The organism is Oleiphilus sp. HI0132, from assembly GCF_001635845.1.
The window spans coordinates 1-15,837 of the sequence record NZ_LWGJ01001547.1; the positions used below are offsets into that span (position 1 = coordinate 1).

A 15,837-nucleotide genomic window follows, 5' to 3' on the forward strand; every position below is an offset into this window, starting at 1 on the left:
ACGTATTTACTCACTTGATAGCAAAAGCATAGCCGAGTTTGGCGAAAAGAGAAGAAAGCCAATAAATATTGGTGACTCGCCTCAAAATTTGCTTAATGCCTTTATCGCAGCCGAGGATAATCGTTTTTTTGAGCACCGCGGAATAGATATAAAAGGCCTGGCTCGCGCAGCCACTCAGTTAGTTACCACAGGAAGAATTCAAACTGGCGGCAGTACCATCACCATGCAGGTTGCCAAAAACTTTTTTCTTTCCAGAGAAAAAACCTTCATCCGAAAGTTCAATGAAATTTTTTTAGCGATTCAGATTGAGCAATCTCTCTCCAAACAAGAAATCCTAGAACTTTATTTAAACAAGATTTATTTAGGTAATAGAGCCTACGGTGTTCATGCAGCCGCACAAGTCTATTATGGAAAGCCTATTGATGAATTAAACCTGGCACAAATGGCGATGATCGCGGGCCTTCCTAAAGCACCGTCTCGGTACAACCCCTTAGCCAATGCCAAACGAGCTAAAATCAGAAGAAACTGGATCCTGGACAGGATGCTTGATTTGGAGATGATCGATTCAGAACAACACGCTGAAGCAAAATCCTCTCTCATTACAGCCAGCTACCATGGCGGAAGCTCGGAACTTTATGCTCCTTATGTTGCTGAAATGGCGAGAAGAGAAGTTATTAATCGCTACGGTTCTGATGCATACACTTCTGGCATGCGTGTCTTCCTAACCGTAGACAGCAAACTACAAGAAGCAGCCTCACGCGCGGTCAAAAAAGGCTTGGAAGACTACGACAAGCGTCACGGCTACCGCGGCCCAATAAAAACCTTGGACATTAGCTCTGAAGAAGCAATCGAAAGCGCGATCAGTGAACTACGCTCCATCAAAACCCCACGTCAACACCAAGCAGCGCTGGTATTAGAAGTATCTCAAGATAGCGCCAAATTATCACTCAAAGATGGCCAGGAAAAGACCTTGCTACGCGAGCAGGCCGAATGGGCAAGAAAATACGAGACCGTTGACCGAAGAGGTCCTGCCATCAAAAGCCTGGAAGACATACTTCAAACCGGTGACGTGATTCAAGTGACCACGTCAAACACAGAAACCAGCAATGAAGACGGCGAAACGGCAATGGCAGAAATCATCCACCTAAGCCAACTTCCGGAGGCACAAGGCGCCCTTATTTCGATCAACCCCGACAACGGAGCAATCAAGGCACTGGTTGGCGGCTATGACTTTGCCATGAGCCACTACAACCGCGCGACACAAGCCAAACGACAACCAGGTTCCAACTTCAAAGCCTTTGTTTATTTGGCAGCGATAGAAAACGGGACCACCGCTGCAAGCCTTATCAACGATGCCCCAATCGTATTTGAGGACGACAATCTGGAAGCGGCATGGCGGCCCGAGAACTCTAGCGGTAAGTTTTATGGCCCAACCCGGATCCGAAAAGCACTGTATAATTCCCGCAACCTGGTATCTATTCGGCTCCTAAAAGAAACTGGCGTCCGAAAAACACTGAACACCATTGAGAAATTCGGTTTTGACAAAAAAGACCTACCCAGAGATTTGTCTCTCGCGCTTGGCAGCGCCGGACTCCCCCCTATCAGCATCGCCAGAGGATATGCAATGATAGCCAACGGCGGCTACAAAATTGATACCCATCTGATATCTCATATCGAAGATAATGAGGGGAACATAATTTTCAAAAACACGGCTCCCATCGTATGCCGTGAAAACTGCCTCACTCAACAAAGCTCAGAAGAGATTGACAACAAAGAGACTAACGAGGAAATCACCTACGCCCCGCGCATCGCCGATGAACGCGATATATATATTCTTCACTCAATGCTAAAAGACGTTATCACAAAAGGTACCGGCAGAAAGGCTCTACAACTAAAACGTAAAGACCTGGCAGGCAAGACTGGCACAACAAATGACCAAAAGGATGCATGGTTTTCCGGCTTCAACACTCAGCTAGAAACTAGCGTCTGGGTTGGTTTTGATAAGCCGCAAACACTAGGAAGGAGAGAATACGGGTCTCGCGCCGCGCTACCAATATGGAATGACTTTATGGCAGTCGCTCTAGAAGGCACACCAAACGCCAACTTGCCCCAACCTGACGGCCTGGTAACCGTTCGGATAAACAAAGAAACAGGCGAGCAAGCTCTGCCCGGCACAGACAACGCCATGTTCGAGATATTCAGAAAAGAGCTAGCACCGAAAAAGCCTAGAACCTTGCCACCTGCATTTGAACACAAAGAAAGCACACAACCTCAAATCGCTCCAGAAGATATCTTCTAACTAGCAAGAGCCTTCACGACACCACCCCATTCTACTCTAGACAAAATATAGAGACATAAAAAAACCGGTACTTTCCAGCACCGGTTTTTTTGTTTTCTTTAGAACTTTTGGCTCTAAAGAGTTAAGCCATTAGATATCTTCTAAAGACTTAAGTGGGTAGTTTGCAGGAAGTGGACCTTCCGCAGCACCCGTATCGATCGCTGCTTGAGCAACCGCAGTAGATACAATACCCAACAAACGGGAATCTGTCGCTTTTGGAATGATGTACTCTTTACCGAATTCCATTGAATCCACACCGTAAGCGTCTAGAACTTCCTTAGTTACAGGCTCTTTTGCTAGATTAGCAAGTGCTTTAGCAGCAGCCAGCTTCATCTCTTCATTGATAGCTGTTGCACGAACATCCAACGCACCACGGAAGATAAATGGGAAGCCAAGAACGTTGTTTACCTGGTTAGGGTAATCAGAACGACCTGTTGCCATAACAGCATCTGGACGAGATTCTGCAACCACTTCAGGCATGATTTCTGGAACCGGGTTAGCACATGCAAAGATGATTGGGTTTGGAGCCATCTTCTTAATTTGTTCACCAGTCACCATATCAGGACCAGATAGACCCAAGAAGATATCAGCACCGTCTAGCGCATCGTCAAACGTACGCTTGTCAGTATCTACTGCAAACATTGCCTTGTACTGGTTTAGATCATCACGACCAGAGTGGATAACACCTTTACGATCACACATGAAGATGTTTTCTGGCTTCATACCCGCAAGGGTAAGTAGCTTAGAACAAGAAATTGCAGCAGCACCGGCACCTAGTACCGCCATTTTTGCTTCTTCAATTTTCTTGCCTTGAATTTCAAGTGCGTTCAATGCACCTGCAACCGTTACGATAGCAGTACCGTGCTGGTCATCGTGGAAAACTGGAATGTTGCACTGCTCTTTAAGCGTACGCTCGATTTCAAAACACTCAGGTGCTTTAATGTCTTCTAGGTTAATGCCACCAAAAGTAATCGCAATACGACGCACTGTGTCGATAAATGCTTGAGGGCTTTCAGATTCAACTTCGATGTCGATTGAATCAACGCCAGCAAAACGTTTGAAAAGAAGAGACTTACCTTCCATTACAGGCTTAGAAGCCAAAGGACCTAAGTCACCCAGACCAAGAATCGCAGTACCATCAGTAATAACCGCTACCAAGTTACCTTTAGCAGTGTACTTATATGCATTTTCCGGGTCAGCAGCAATTTCCTTAACTGGCTCTGCAACACCTGGGCTATAAGCCAAAGAAAGGTCGCGAGAGGTTTGAGCAGGAGTAGAAAGTTCTACGCTGATTTTCCCTGGCTTCGGGAACTCATGGTAATCTAGAGCATCTTGTTTGAAATCTGACATTATATTCTACCGTTTTGGTTTTTCCGTTTAGGTTCTTTCAGGGACATTAAAGCCCTAAAGCCTGTCCGCGGCGCACATTATGACATCACTTATTCCCTAGGGACAATTATCAAATGATAATACGCCGTAACTTTTTTATTGTCATTTGACCGAAATCATCAAATAACCAGACGAAAAAAGAGCGACAAGCGCTCTTTTTCGGAATATCTTAGTTCTTTGGCAACTCGCCAAACAAAGCTTAGCCGCCGATACGGCTGCCGAAACGCTTCTTGAACTTATCAATACGACCACCTGTATCCATTACTTTCTGCTTACCAGTATAGAATGGGTGACATGCTGAACATACGTCCAGAGTAATATCTTTACATAGCGTAGAACGTGTTTTAATAACGTTACCACAACCACATTTTGCTTCGATTTCCTGGTAATCAGGATGAATAGCTTCTTTCATTGCACACCTCTAATTCAATTATGCCGCCACCTTACACTTATCACTCTTCTTTTAGCTTATAAAAAACCAGAAGAGCCGTTAAGGCACCGCACGAAAGGGGGCTTCCCATCTATCTTTACACCTTCAAACTTGCCTTGAAAACAAATTTTTAGACAAAAGACAGAGTGACTGCCAATTTTTAAGACGGCGCATATTAACAAAATAAACACAATAAGCAAGCATCGTTTATTTCATTTTTGAAATGCACTAGAATTTAGCCTCCTACTTCTAAGAGATTTCCTTCGTATCTTGCATGATCATCACCGTTGCAGTCCCCACCCCTTTATTTCGCTGCTTTGATTATCTGCCGCCTGATAAGATAAACCCTGAATATCTTGTGGAAGGGAGCAGGGTTCTCGTTCCCTTTGGGCCAAGAAAGTTAGTTGGCATTATCACTAAAATACAAAATACCCCTTCGGCTCATGAGGGGAAAATCAAGAACGCCTTGGCGCTTCTAGATCCATCACCCACTTTTCCAAGCGTTTTGATGCAGCTGCTAAACTGGGCCTCAAGCTATTATTGTCACCCTATTGGAGATTGTTTCGCGACCGCCCTGCCCGGAGCACTTAGAACAACCTCTGCAAAGCAAGGCGCGTTGGTCAAAAGCATAGAGCTAAGCAAATGGTATCGCAGCCCCAAACAGTTTGAAGGTAGAGCGAATGCAACCAAGCAAATAGAGATACTCGACTATCTCGAAAGCAACCCTGAAGGCGTTTGGCTCGATACACTCAAAGCTATGAGATATAGCAACAGTCAACTCAAAAACCTGGAAGGCGCAGGCTACATATATAAAGAAGTCTATGACCCCCTGAGCGCGGAAAAAGAACAACAAAGCAAAGCGCCCATTCAAAGCAAAACCCTCAATACCGAGCAAAAGCTTGCAGTTGAGACAATTCTTAACGCCGATGCAACTATCAATGCAACCCTACTTCAGGGTGTAACGGGCAGCGGCAAAACTGAAGTTTATATCGAATGCGTAAAGAAACAGCTTGAACAAGGTAAACAGGCCCTCATTCTCATCCCAGAAATTAACCTCAGCCCACAAACGCTACTCAGGTTCCAGAGTCAGCTGAGCACACCTATTGGCGTCATTCACTCTGGCATGAGCCATAAAGAGAAATATACTAGCTGGTTTTTAGCAAAAGAAGGCATTGCACGCGTCATCATCGGCACCCGTTCAGCAATTTTTACTCCCTTCAAAGAGCTCGGAATAATTATCGTAGATGAAGAGCATGACCCCTCCTACAAGCAGATTGATAATTTCAAATATTCAGCACGAGATCTATCAGTCAAACGCGGACAGATTGAACAATGCAAAGTGGTGCTAGGAAGTGCAACACCATCACTTGAAAGCCTCTATAACGTTAAGCTAGGTCGCTATCAGCTAGCTTTAATGCAAGAACGCGCCGGCGCAGGCCAAACACCGGAAATGTTTCTAATCGATATCCGCAGCCGTCCTCTGGAGAATGGTTGTTCTCGCCCCTTGAAGCAGCGAATCGGAGAAGAGCTTGCTCAAGGCAACCAAGTAATCATATTCCAAAACCGCAGAGGCTTTTCACCAACACTAATGTGTAATAGCTGCGGTTGGCTCGCCCAGTGCCCTCACTGTGATGCACGCCTTACTGTTCATAGTCGCCCACCTCAGCTACATTGCCATCACTGCAATCATAAAGAAATCATTCCAAGAGCCTGTCATGAATGCAACCACACAAGTCTGACACCACTTGGCGCAGGCACCGAAAGACTAGAGTTTGGACTGCAGGCACAATTCCCGAGCGCCAGCGTGGTGCGTGTTGACAGAGACAGCATAAAGAACCAAAAACAAATGACTGAGCTAGTCGAGCAAATCAATAAGGGAGAGCCTTGCTTGTTGATTGGCACACAAATGCTCGCAAAAGGGCATGACTTTCATAACGTCACCCTGGTCGCCATCATCGATGCCGACGCCAGTTTTTTTAGCGCCGACTATCGAGCCATTGAGCGCAGCGCACAGCAACTTTTACAGGTTTCAGGGCGCACGGGCCGCGGTAACAAGCATGGCACAGTGCTCATCCAGACACGCCAACCAGAACACCCCATCTTTGAACCTATTCTGCGTAGTGACTATACAAGCATTGCTCAGCAGGAGCTTGAAGAGCGCCAATATTGCGAGCTGCCGCCTTTCTCAAAAATGCTCACTATCCGGGCTGAGTCAGCCAAGGCTGAGGCAAACCTTGAAGAGTTGAGTTCAATTAAAAACTTGGTGCTAGCAAGTTACTCTAACGAGGCAGCGATACAAATATCGGGCCCCATTGAAGCAAATATCGCCAGAAAGTCTGGAATCTACCGAAGCTACTTGCATTTATTTATTTCAGATATGAAGGCTCGCTCGCAGCTTGTACATAGCTTGCGCTGTTATCTAGATTCGCGTAAATCCCATAAAACCAAGCTATATATCGACGCAGACCCCCTCGATTACGTCTAATAGCAATACTTGGAGTCAGAGTAAAAAGCGCACTTTTTACTCTGACTCCAAGTATTAGCGTTTAAATCTTGAACGGAATCATAGATAATACGCCCCCTTTTAATTTCCCATTGGCTTTTGTAAATCTGGACGCGCATGAAAGAACTGATAATTGAACTTGTACAAACGGTTGTGACTGAACTTAGCAACGAGAACGTCATTCCTTCGGACGCGAGTTATAAGATCAATATTGATGCGACAAAAGATAAAGCGCATGGCGACTATGCCTCGAATATAGGGCTAGTCTTAGCCAAGCAGGCCAAGATGCCACCTCGAGCGCTTGCTGAGCAAATCGTTGAAAAGATCACCGCTCAAAATAATGCAAGCGTAGACAAAATTGAAATTGCTGGCCCTGGCTTCATCAACTTTTTTATGAGCTCCGCCAGCAGCTTTGCCGTCCTCAGTTCAATTATTGAAAATGCGGATAAATATGGACACAACAACTCAGGTAAAGGCCAAAAAGTTCAAGTCGAGTTTGTTTCCGCTAATCCTACCGGCCCATTGCATGTGGGGCATGGCCGTGGCGCAGCAGTCGGTGACAGCATTTGCAGACTTCTCGGTGCAAATGGCTGGGATGTGACCAGCGAGTTCTATTACAACGATGCTGGCCAACAAATCAATAACCTGGCTCTATCTGTTCAAGCTCGCTGCAAAGGTTTAACACCTGAAGACCCAAGCTGGCCAGAAGATGGCTATCGCGGGCACTATATTATTGAGCTTGCTGAAAGCTTTATGAACGGTGAAACCATCGAGTCTGCCGACCAGAGCTTTACAGGTACCAAAAACGCTGACGACCTGGAAGATATCAGACACTTTGCTGTCGCCTATTTAAGAAGAGAGCAAGATCTAGACCTAAAAGCCTTTGACGTTGATTTCGATGTTTATTTCCTTGAAAGCTCTCTCTATAGCGATGGTAAAGTCGAAAAAGCAGTGGAAGCTCTGATTGAAAATGGCTATACCTACGAGAAAGATGGCGCGCTTTGGTTGCGAACGACAGACTTTGGCGACGACAAAGATCGTGTTATGCGCAAAACTGAAGGCGGCTACACTTACTTTGTGCCAGACGTAGCCTATCACCTCGACAAGTGGCAACGTGGCTTTACTCGCGTCATAAATGAACAGGGTGCCGACCACCACAGTACAATCACTCGCGTTCGAGCAGGCCTACAAGCATTGAAGCAAGATATACCTGAAGGCTGGCCTGATTATGTTCTTCACCAAATGGTGACTGTCATGAAAGGCGGCGAAGAGGTGAAGCTATCCAAACGTGCCGGCAGCTACGTCACATTGCGAGACTTGATCGAAGAAGTTGGCCGCGATGCCACTCGCTACTTCCTGGTCGCACGCGCTCCCAGCTCACAACTAACATTCGATATTGACCTGGCTCGCAGCCAGTCAAATGACAACCCTGTGTACTATATCCAATATGCACACGCTCGAATTAGCAGTATTTTTAGAAAGGTTTTAGCAGCTTCTCCAGAGTGGTCTGCCGAAGACGGCCTAGCCAACCTAGAGCAGCTAAGCGTTGAAAGCGAACGTAAACTAGCAAACACGCTGGCTAGCTTCCCTGAAGTTGTCAGCATTGCGGGAGAGCAAAATGCGCCTCATCAAATTGCAAACTACCTATATAGTTTGGCGAGCGACTTCCATACCTACTACAATTCAAATATTGTAATGGTTGAAGATAGTAAAATTAGAGATGCTCGTGCAGTGCTTTGCCTAAGCATCCAGCAAGTATTGAGAAACGGGCTTAAGCTACTAGGGGTTAGCGCTCCTGAAGAAATGTAATCACACCCGATAAACTATTGACGCGTTGATCATATGACTCAAGATTTTGCTAAGCCCTCGACCACTAAAAAGCCCGGAGCACCCAAGACAAAAAAAGGTTCTTCGGGAAAGTCTGGCGGGGCTAAAAGCAGCGCGAGCAAGAAGGCCAGCGGAGCAAGCCCTAAAGAAGTGCCAAGCTCAGCGCCGGTAAAAAACCGTACACCATTTTTTCTTTCCCTAATTGTACTGGTCTGTGCTTTTGCCTATGGCTTGTATTTTTTACAGTCTATTCCGCCCACTGAAACACCCGAGAAACAGCCAACAATATCCAAAAAATCCCCTTCTGCCAGCAAAAGCACGCCCGCCGAAGAAGCACCGGCAAAGCGTTTCAACTTTTACGATATCCTTCCAGAATCGACAGTGACTGCACCGAAGGTAGAAGAGTATCGCTTCAAACAAAAATCAGGCAGTGAAGACTACTTCTATGTGATTCAAACTGGCTCATTCAAAAACCGGGCAGATGCCGAGCGCCAAAAAGCCACTATCGCCTTTAAGGGCTTAAAAGCCAATATTGAAACAGTTACCAATGATAAAGGTACTGTCTGGCACCGAGTTAAAACCGGACCATTCACCAACCGTAGTAAGTTAAATAGCGCCCTGGATAAACTTGTATCTCTTAATATCCAGCCTCTCGTCAAGAAAGTAAAAAAAGATAGCTAAAGCGCCTTCTTAACGCTTGATATCTCTTCAAGCGACTCCATATAAAAACTTTCGCTGCTGCAATACATCGCTTAATCGCAGCTGGCAGTATTTAGTCAAAACACCAATTGAGCCACTTGGCCGCATTGGTGAACGCAAACTTTGTGGAGAAGTTCATGACAACCATCTTATCAGTCCGCCGCGAAGGCGAAGTTGCTCTTGGCGGCGACGGTCAGGTTTCGCTCGGAAACACCATCATGAAAGGCAACGCTAAAAAAGTGCGCCGACTCTATGACGGCAAAGTCATCGCCGGGTTTGCAGGCGGCACAGCAGATGCTTTCACATTGTTTGAACGTTTTGAAGCGCAACTAGAGAAACATCAAGGCAATCTTGTTAAAGCTGCCGTTGAGCTAGCCAAAGACTGGCGCACAGATCGCGCACTCAGAAAGCTTGAAGCATTGCTTGCCGTGGCAGACGAAAACAACTCTCTTATCATCACCGGTAATGGCGATGTAATAGAGCCTGAAGATAGCCTGATTGCAATTGGCTCTGGCGGCCCTTTCGCTCAAGCTAGCGCAAGAGCTCTACTTGAAAACACCGAGCTATCAGCACAAGAGATTGTTGAAAAAGGTCTAACGATCGCTGCCAACATCTGCGTATTCACTAATGATGCCTTTACCATCGAGCACCTTGGTGAAGCCAAATAGCCACTAATCAGGCACGACACAACTTAACGAAAGCCCGAATCAACATCACCCTTTACATGATACGGTACTAAATTCCATGGCAAACATGACTCCTCGCGAAATCGTACACGAGCTCAACCAACATATCATCGGCCAAGATGAAGCCAAGCGTGCAGTTGCTATCGCACTTCGAAACCGCTGGCGCCGCATGCAACTTGACCCGGCCTTAAGAGAAGAAATTTCCCCCAAAAACATTTTAATGATTGGCCCAACCGGTGTGGGTAAAACTGAAATCGCCCGACGCTTGGCTAAACTTGCTGATGCTCCCTTCCTGAAGGTTGAAGCAACGAAATTTACTGAAGTAGGCTACGTGGGTAGAGATGTAGAGTCTATTGTTCGCGATGTTGCTGACTCGGCCCTTAATATGTTGCGGCAAAAAGAAATGAAGCTTGTCGACACTAAAGCTGCTGACGCTGCTGAAGAGCGTATTTTAGATGCCCTGCTTCCTCCAGCACGAACGGGTGCCGACTCAGCTCAAAGCGATAATTCTTCGACGCGACAAATCTTCCGCAAGAAGCTCCGAGAAGGCGATTTAGACGATAAAGAAATCGATATTGAAGTCAGCGCCACACCTGTAGGCGTTGAGATTATGGCGCCTCCAGGCATGGAAGAAATGAGCAACCAGCTTCAGAATATCTTTTCCAGCATGTCCGGTGACAAAAAGAAAACCCGAAAACTAACGGTTAAAGACGCGCTTAAGCAAGTCAAAGAAGAAGAAGCTGGCAAGCTGGTAAATGAAGAAGACATTAAATCTAAAGCTATCCAGGCAGTTGAGCAGAACGGTATTGTCTTTATCGATGAGATCGATAAAGTTGCCAAGCGCTCTGAAGGCTCCTCCGCCGACGTATCACGCGAAGGTGTACAGCGCGATTTACTTCCACTAATTGAAGGAAGTACAGTAACCACTAAACTTGGGCCAATCAAAACAGACCACATTCTGTTTATTGCTTCAGGCGCCTTCCACCTATCGAAGCCTTCAGACCTTATTCCTGAGCTTCAAGGGCGCCTACCAATTCGTGTTGAGCTTAAAGCGCTGTCACCAGAAGACTTCCAAAAGATTCTAACCGAACCAAATGCTTCACTGATTGACCAATATATTGCACTTATGGCTACCGAAGGCTTAAAACTCAGCTTCAGTGAGGACGCACTCGAAACGATTGCACACATTGCCTGGAAGGTTAATGAGAAGACTGAAAATATCGGGGCTCGTCGCCTGCACACAGTGCTTGAGAGACTTCTGGAGCATATATCATTTGAGGCTGGCGACAGCCAACGAGATGACTTTGAAGTGACAGCTGACTACGTTAAAGAGCAACTCGATGAGTTGTCTGAAGATGAAGATTTAAGCCAATATATTTTGTAATCATTAAATCATCAGGGTCAGAGGAAAAACCTTCGCTTTTACTCTGACCCCAATGGCACTTACTTAAGGCAAACAAAGACGTCATTCCCTTGAATAAGGGAATCCATTGTTTTTACGAGTTATGCGACACATTAAAAGTAAAACTAAACGCATTAAATCATGCAGCGACGAGAAGTCTTCTTTTTTGTTTAGTCGTGTAGGATTCAAAACAATAGATTGCCGCCTGCGCGGCAATGACGATGGGGCATAGCGGGAATGACAAGCGTCGGAGCGCGTCCTAGCTTAAGTAAGTGCCATTCTACTCTGACCCCAATTAATCTTAAAACATAGATACTACTTTCTGAGAGACTCTTTCAAAATAGCTGTCACCACCAGACGAACCGCCCTTTACTTTGATTGTCTTGGGCCTGCTTTCCTGGCTACCCTGGTAGGTTGGCAAGGCCTCACCATACAGACCTGTACTGAGTGTTCTCTGCTCATCAAATAGAATATCTTTTCGGACTCGTACACCCGCTGGTGCCAGTACTTTTTCGAGCTCATCGATCCTGTTTCTAAGATTAGCCCGAGTTAATTGATAAGCACTCTCGCACATCATTTTTCGTGAGTTAAAACTAAAGACACTTGAGAAAAACAAATTTGCATCGTGCCTTGGTGGCTCAAATGACAATACATCTTTTCCGGGGAAATCACGGGATATATTCTTGAGGCCTGAAGTAAGGCGAGAGTGAACCATTGTACGATAGGCCTGGGAAAGAACATTCGGCATCCCTGACTGCGTCAACTCCTCGCGCTTCATCGTATCAGCTTGAACGGCCTGCCCGACATCTATCGGCACAACAGGGTTAATGGCAAAAACAATATCTGCACCTGACTCAAAGGCAACCGAGGTATGCATCCCTTTGTTTAAGGTACCATCGACATAATAACGTCCACCGACCTCTACAGGTTTGTATATACCGGGCGCAGCCATACTACACTGGATAGCCTTGGAGATAGGCAAATCAGTTAAGCCTTCGGTACCAAAACGAACAGTCTCGCCTGACTCCAAGTCTGCCGCAATAACAATCAATTGCTTACGGAGCTTCTCGAACTCATTTGTTCTACCAATTGACGAGTACGAACGGCTCAAATATTTATGGAAGCCATTATTATCAAAAATACCAGAAGGAATGGCTTGAGCCAGCGCTGTCAAAGCCTCTAATACTGACTGGTCATTTGGGTGACTTAATACACTTAGACCAGCATTAAGCAATATCTTGGGTATAGATTTTATTCTACGCGTATATTCTGAAAAAGCCGGCTTATAAAAGACTTCAGGATGAAAAGGGTGAACATCAGCCTCATTACGCACAAAGATTCGGCACATTTGTGCAGGAGTCATCTGGTTCGCTAGATTCGCTGCGACAAAAGAGCCTGAGTTTACACCTACATAGATATCTAAGTCATTGAAATCGAGCCCTTCGAGCGCCTCGTCAATCGCACGCAGTGCCCCTATCTCATATATGCCACCTAATGGGCCACCGCCACCGAGTGCAATCCCCAACGTTAGTTTTTTGTTTTCTGTTGGCTGCGCCTCAGACATTCAATAACCTCTATCGTCCAATTTAATCAATTCTAAAAATAGTAAGCGTAAATATAATTACTAGAGTATTCACACTAGGAAGCAGCAGACTAGTTTTCCTCACCAATTTTGCTAGGTCGTAGGTAACGGCTAAAGCCCGCTTCTTTTAAAGCCAAATTAAGCGTACTCTGGATAATGTAGGGCGAATCCAGTGCTAAAACACTATCTAACAAGTCTTTCGCCCAAGTCATATCGATATCACGAATAACAGATTTAACCTTAAGCAAATTTGAGGCGTTCATAGACAAAGCATCATACCCCATCGCCAGCAATAGGACGGCACCAGCCGGGTCACCGGCCAACTCTCCACAAATGCTCAACTGCACGGGTAGATCAGCGGTATCCTGAGCAATCTTATATAACGCTTGAAGTACAGCTGGGTGAAAAGAATGGTAAAGCGAGGCAACACGCGGATTATTTCGGTCCACCGCCAATAGGTATTGGGTTAAGTCATTTGAACCAACTGACAAGAAGTCAACTCGTTCAGCAAGCTCTTTCACTTGATACACTGCACCAGGTACTTCTATCATGACACCGATTTGAGGCATAGATATGTCATAACCTTCAGCACAGATTTCATGATATTCACGATAAATAAGATGTAGCGCTTCCTCAACCTCGTTAACATTTGAGATCATCGGTAGCATAATACGCAGATTATCGAGGCCCACACTCGCCTTCAGCATAGCCCTCATTTGTACCAAAAATATCTCTGGGTGATCCAGAGTTACACGAATTCCTCGCCAACCCAGGAAGGGGTTTTCTTCTGTGATCGGAAAGTAGGATAAAGCTTTGTCTCCGCCAATATCCAAGGTACGCATGGTGACATAATTCGGTGCAAACGCTTCCAGTTGCTCGCGATAGCAGTCCATCTGCTCTTGCTCACTTGGGAAACGCTCATTGATCATGAATGGCACTTCAGTTCGATATAGACCAACACCTTCAGCGCCTTGATTCAGTGAACGAACAACATCAGTCATTAAACCGGTATTCACCCAGGCACAGATGCGATGCCCGTCTTTAGTTTCGCAGGGTAGGCTCTTTAACTTCTCTAAGCCTTGATCCAGCGCCTTCTCTTCTTCGACGATCTGCTCATAGTAGCCACGCAGCTCTTCAGAAGGGCAGGCAAAAATATCACCATTGTAGCCATCGACTATTAACTCTTTATCGTCCAGCTGTGTGAGTGGCATATCCACCACACCCATGACAGTGGGAATCCCCATCGCTCTGGCTAAGATTGCTACGTGAGAATTTCCTGAGCCTTTAATCGAAACAAGACCGAGTAGCTTCTCTTTCGGAATTTCACCCAACATAGTAGGGGTTAATTCTTCACTGACCAGGATCGCATTATCGGGATAGTCATGCTGTTTTTTATCCGCTGTTTGCAGGTATGAAAGTATACGGCAACCCAGATCTTTTATATCTACAGCTCTTTCGCTGAGATAGGCATCATTCATCATTTCAAAATGACGTGCATATTCACTAATGGTATTTTTTAATGCGGTTTGGGCAGACTTCCCGGCTTTTATCTGGGTGATCACTTCTCCTGCCAGAGCATTGTCATCCAACATACCAAGATAGACATCAAACAAAGCTTGTTCTTCAGGCCTTAACTGGGTAGATAAACGCTCACCGACGCTTTGAATATCTTTACGGACGGACTCAACCGCATTTTCAAATGAAATGATATCATCATCAATATTTTCAGCACTTCTATCAGGCACCGCATCCAGGTCGGCAAGCGGAAAAACAACAACACTGCGACCAATCGCAACGCCTGGTGCACCAGCGATACCCTTGAAGGCGATATCCTGCGCTACTTTCCCACTCTCAGAAACTGACTCAATTGCTTTAGTTGCTTCTGAATGCGCTATAACGCTCGCCAGCTGTGCAGAAACCGTAACTAGAAAAGCTTCTTCACCTTCATCAAACTTACGCAGGTTACTGGCTTCCTGAACAACCAATACACCCAATACCTTTTTATGATGAATGATTGGAACACCAAGAAAGCTTGTAAAACGCTCTTCTCCCGTTTCAGGCAAATAGCGGTAGCGTTCATGCTGCTGGGCATCTTCGAGGTTTATCGGCTCTTCCCTAACACCAACCAAACCAACCAGACCCTCTGAATAACCCAAGCTCACGTTCCCGATCGCATCTTCCCGCAAGCCACGAGAGGCACGCAAGACATAACGATTTTCTGCCGGATCAAGAAGATAGATGGAACATACTTCCGTACTCATAGCCTCCTGAACGCGACTGACAATAATATTCAGTGCTTCCTCAAGACTAGCGGCACTATTCACTTCCTGAACAATACTGCGAAGTATGCTTAGCATTTAATACCCTTTATATTATGCCCACGTTTCCAATAGGTGGCTTAGTTCTTAAATAAGTCAGTTGATAACTCTTTCATTGCTCTTCGGTATACCTCTCGCTTAAATGAGACAACCTGACCCAGCGGATACCAATAACTTACCCACTGCCAACGATCGAACTCGGGGCTCACGTTCCGATCTACAGATATGCTTGAGTCAGCACTCAGCATGCGTAACATATACCACTTTTGTTTCTGTCCGACGCATAACGGTAAGGAGTTATGGCGAATCATTTTCTTGGGTAATCGATAGCGTAACCAACCCTTTGTTTTGGCCACAATCTGTACATCTGAAGGCTGCAAACCTATTTCTTCATTCAATTCACGGTAAAGTGCTTCATCAGGAGTCTCATCAACTTTGATTCCACCTTGCGGAAACTGCCAAGAATTTTGTCCGATTCGCCTTGCCCAAAGTACCTCATTAAATTCGTTTGCGAGAATAATTCCGACATTTAATCTGAAACCGTCAGAATCTATCACTCTCTAATTTCCCGTCTATAGATATTTACATTGCCTTCATTCTTTCAGAATTTGCCCGATACAGCAAACCCATGAGCGGGCAAATAATTAATTATGCTAGATATAT

The 15,837-nt window shown here is 45.6% G+C and carries 11 protein-coding genes; 6 read left to right on the forward strand and 5 right to left on the reverse strand.

Annotated features, from left to right (window positions below; translation table 11 throughout):
• A partial coding sequence (locus A3766_RS23775) for a penicillin-binding protein 1A (RefSeq protein ID WP_068643098.1) occupies positions 1 to 2,299 on the forward strand: 2,299 nt, incomplete at its 5' end.
• Positions 2,300 to 2,428: 129 nt separating this feature from the next.
• On the opposite strand, the gene A3766_RS23780 is transcribed toward A3766_RS23775, so the two are convergent.
• Together A3766_RS23780 and rpmE are read right to left on the reverse strand one after the other, a co-directional pair.
• Positions 2,429 to 3,691: a malic enzyme-like NAD(P)-binding protein gene (locus A3766_RS23780; protein WP_197470071.1), complete on the reverse strand. Its 1,263-nt coding sequence runs from the start codon at positions 3,689 to 3,691 to the stop codon at positions 2,429 to 2,431.
• 235 nt (positions 3,692 to 3,926) lie between these two features.
• The gene (gene rpmE, locus A3766_RS23785) at positions 3,927 to 4,139 is read right to left on the reverse strand and encodes a 50S ribosomal protein L31 (RefSeq protein ID WP_068509060.1); all 213 of its coding nucleotides are present in this window, start codon (positions 4,137 to 4,139) and stop codon (positions 3,927 to 3,929) included.
• 292 nt (positions 4,140 to 4,431) lie between these two features.
• Here rpmE and A3766_RS23790 point away from each other — a divergent pair, with 292 nt between their 5' ends.
• From A3766_RS23790 to hslU, 5 genes are all read left to right on the forward strand, one after another.
• The gene (locus A3766_RS23790; protein WP_068509058.1) at positions 4,432 to 6,642 is read left to right on the forward strand and encodes a primosomal protein N'; all 2,211 of its coding nucleotides are present in this window, start codon (positions 4,432 to 4,434) and stop codon (positions 6,640 to 6,642) included.
• A 135-nt stretch (positions 6,643 to 6,777) separates the two neighbouring features.
• On the forward strand, positions 6,778 to 8,469 hold the full coding sequence (gene argS, locus A3766_RS23795) for an arginine--tRNA ligase (RefSeq protein WP_068509056.1): 1,692 nt from the start codon (positions 6,778 to 6,780) through the stop codon (positions 8,467 to 8,469).
• A gap of 33 nt (positions 8,470 to 8,502) precedes the next feature.
• Positions 8,503 to 9,168: an SPOR domain-containing protein gene (locus tag A3766_RS23800; RefSeq protein ID WP_082865176.1), complete on the forward strand. Its 666-nt coding sequence runs from the start codon at positions 8,503 to 8,505 to the stop codon at positions 9,166 to 9,168.
• Between the two features lie 155 nt (positions 9,169 to 9,323).
• Complete coding sequence (gene hslV, locus A3766_RS23805; protein WP_068509054.1) at positions 9,324 to 9,854, forward strand: ATP-dependent protease subunit HslV; 531 nt, start codon at positions 9,324 to 9,326, stop codon at positions 9,852 to 9,854.
• 76 nt (positions 9,855 to 9,930) lie between these two features.
• A complete protein-coding gene (gene hslU / locus A3766_RS23810) occupies positions 9,931 to 11,256 on the forward strand; it encodes an ATP-dependent protease ATPase subunit HslU (protein ID WP_068509052.1) in 1,326 nt (441 codons plus the stop codon).
• A gap of 319 nt (positions 11,257 to 11,575) precedes the next feature.
• Here the strand turns inward: hslU and A3766_RS23815 are convergent, their stop codons facing one another.
• The 3 genes from A3766_RS23815 to A3766_RS23825 all read right to left on the reverse strand — a co-directional run bounded on the left by A3766_RS23815 (position 11,576) and on the right by A3766_RS23825 (position 15,731).
• A complete protein-coding gene (locus tag A3766_RS23815) occupies positions 11,576 to 12,838 on the reverse strand; it encodes a patatin-like phospholipase family protein (protein WP_068509051.1) in 1,263 nt (420 codons plus the stop codon).
• 89 nt (positions 12,839 to 12,927) lie between these two features.
• A complete protein-coding gene (ptsP, locus tag A3766_RS23820) occupies positions 12,928 to 15,213 on the reverse strand; it encodes a phosphoenolpyruvate--protein phosphotransferase (RefSeq protein WP_068509049.1) in 2,286 nt (761 codons plus the stop codon).
• Between the two features lie 41 nt (positions 15,214 to 15,254).
• Entirely contained in the window at positions 15,255 to 15,731 is a 477-nt protein-coding gene (locus A3766_RS23825; protein WP_068509047.1) for an RNA pyrophosphohydrolase, read from the reverse strand.
• Positions 15,732 to 15,837: the final 106 nt, after the last annotated feature.

Excerpts from the sequence above, each read along its gene's own strand:
- hslU (WP_068509052.1), top strand. The coding sequence starts at position 9,931 with ATGGCAAACATGACTCCTCGCGAAATCGTACACGAGCTCAACCAACAT.
- A3766_RS23800 (WP_082865176.1), top strand. The coding sequence starts at position 8,503 with ATGACTCAAGATTTTGCTAAGCCCTCGACCACTAAAAAGCCCGGAGCA.
- argS (WP_068509056.1), top strand. The coding sequence starts at position 6,778 with ATGAAAGAACTGATAATTGAACTTGTACAAACGGTTGTGACTGAACTT.
- A3766_RS23815 (WP_068509051.1), bottom strand. The coding sequence starts at position 12,838 with ATGTCTGAGGCGCAGCCAACAGAAAACAAAAAACTAACGTTGGGGATT.
- A3766_RS23790 (WP_068509058.1), top strand. The coding sequence starts at position 4,432 with ATGATCATCACCGTTGCAGTCCCCACCCCTTTATTTCGCTGCTTTGAT.
- rpmE (WP_068509060.1), bottom strand. The coding sequence starts at position 4,139 with ATGAAAGAAGCTATTCATCCTGATTACCAGGAAATCGAAGCAAAATGT.
- hslV (WP_068509054.1), top strand. The coding sequence starts at position 9,324 with ATGACAACCATCTTATCAGTCCGCCGCGAAGGCGAAGTTGCTCTTGGC.
- ptsP (WP_068509049.1), bottom strand. The coding sequence starts at position 15,213 with ATGCTAAGCATACTTCGCAGTATTGTTCAGGAAGTGAATAGTGCCGCT.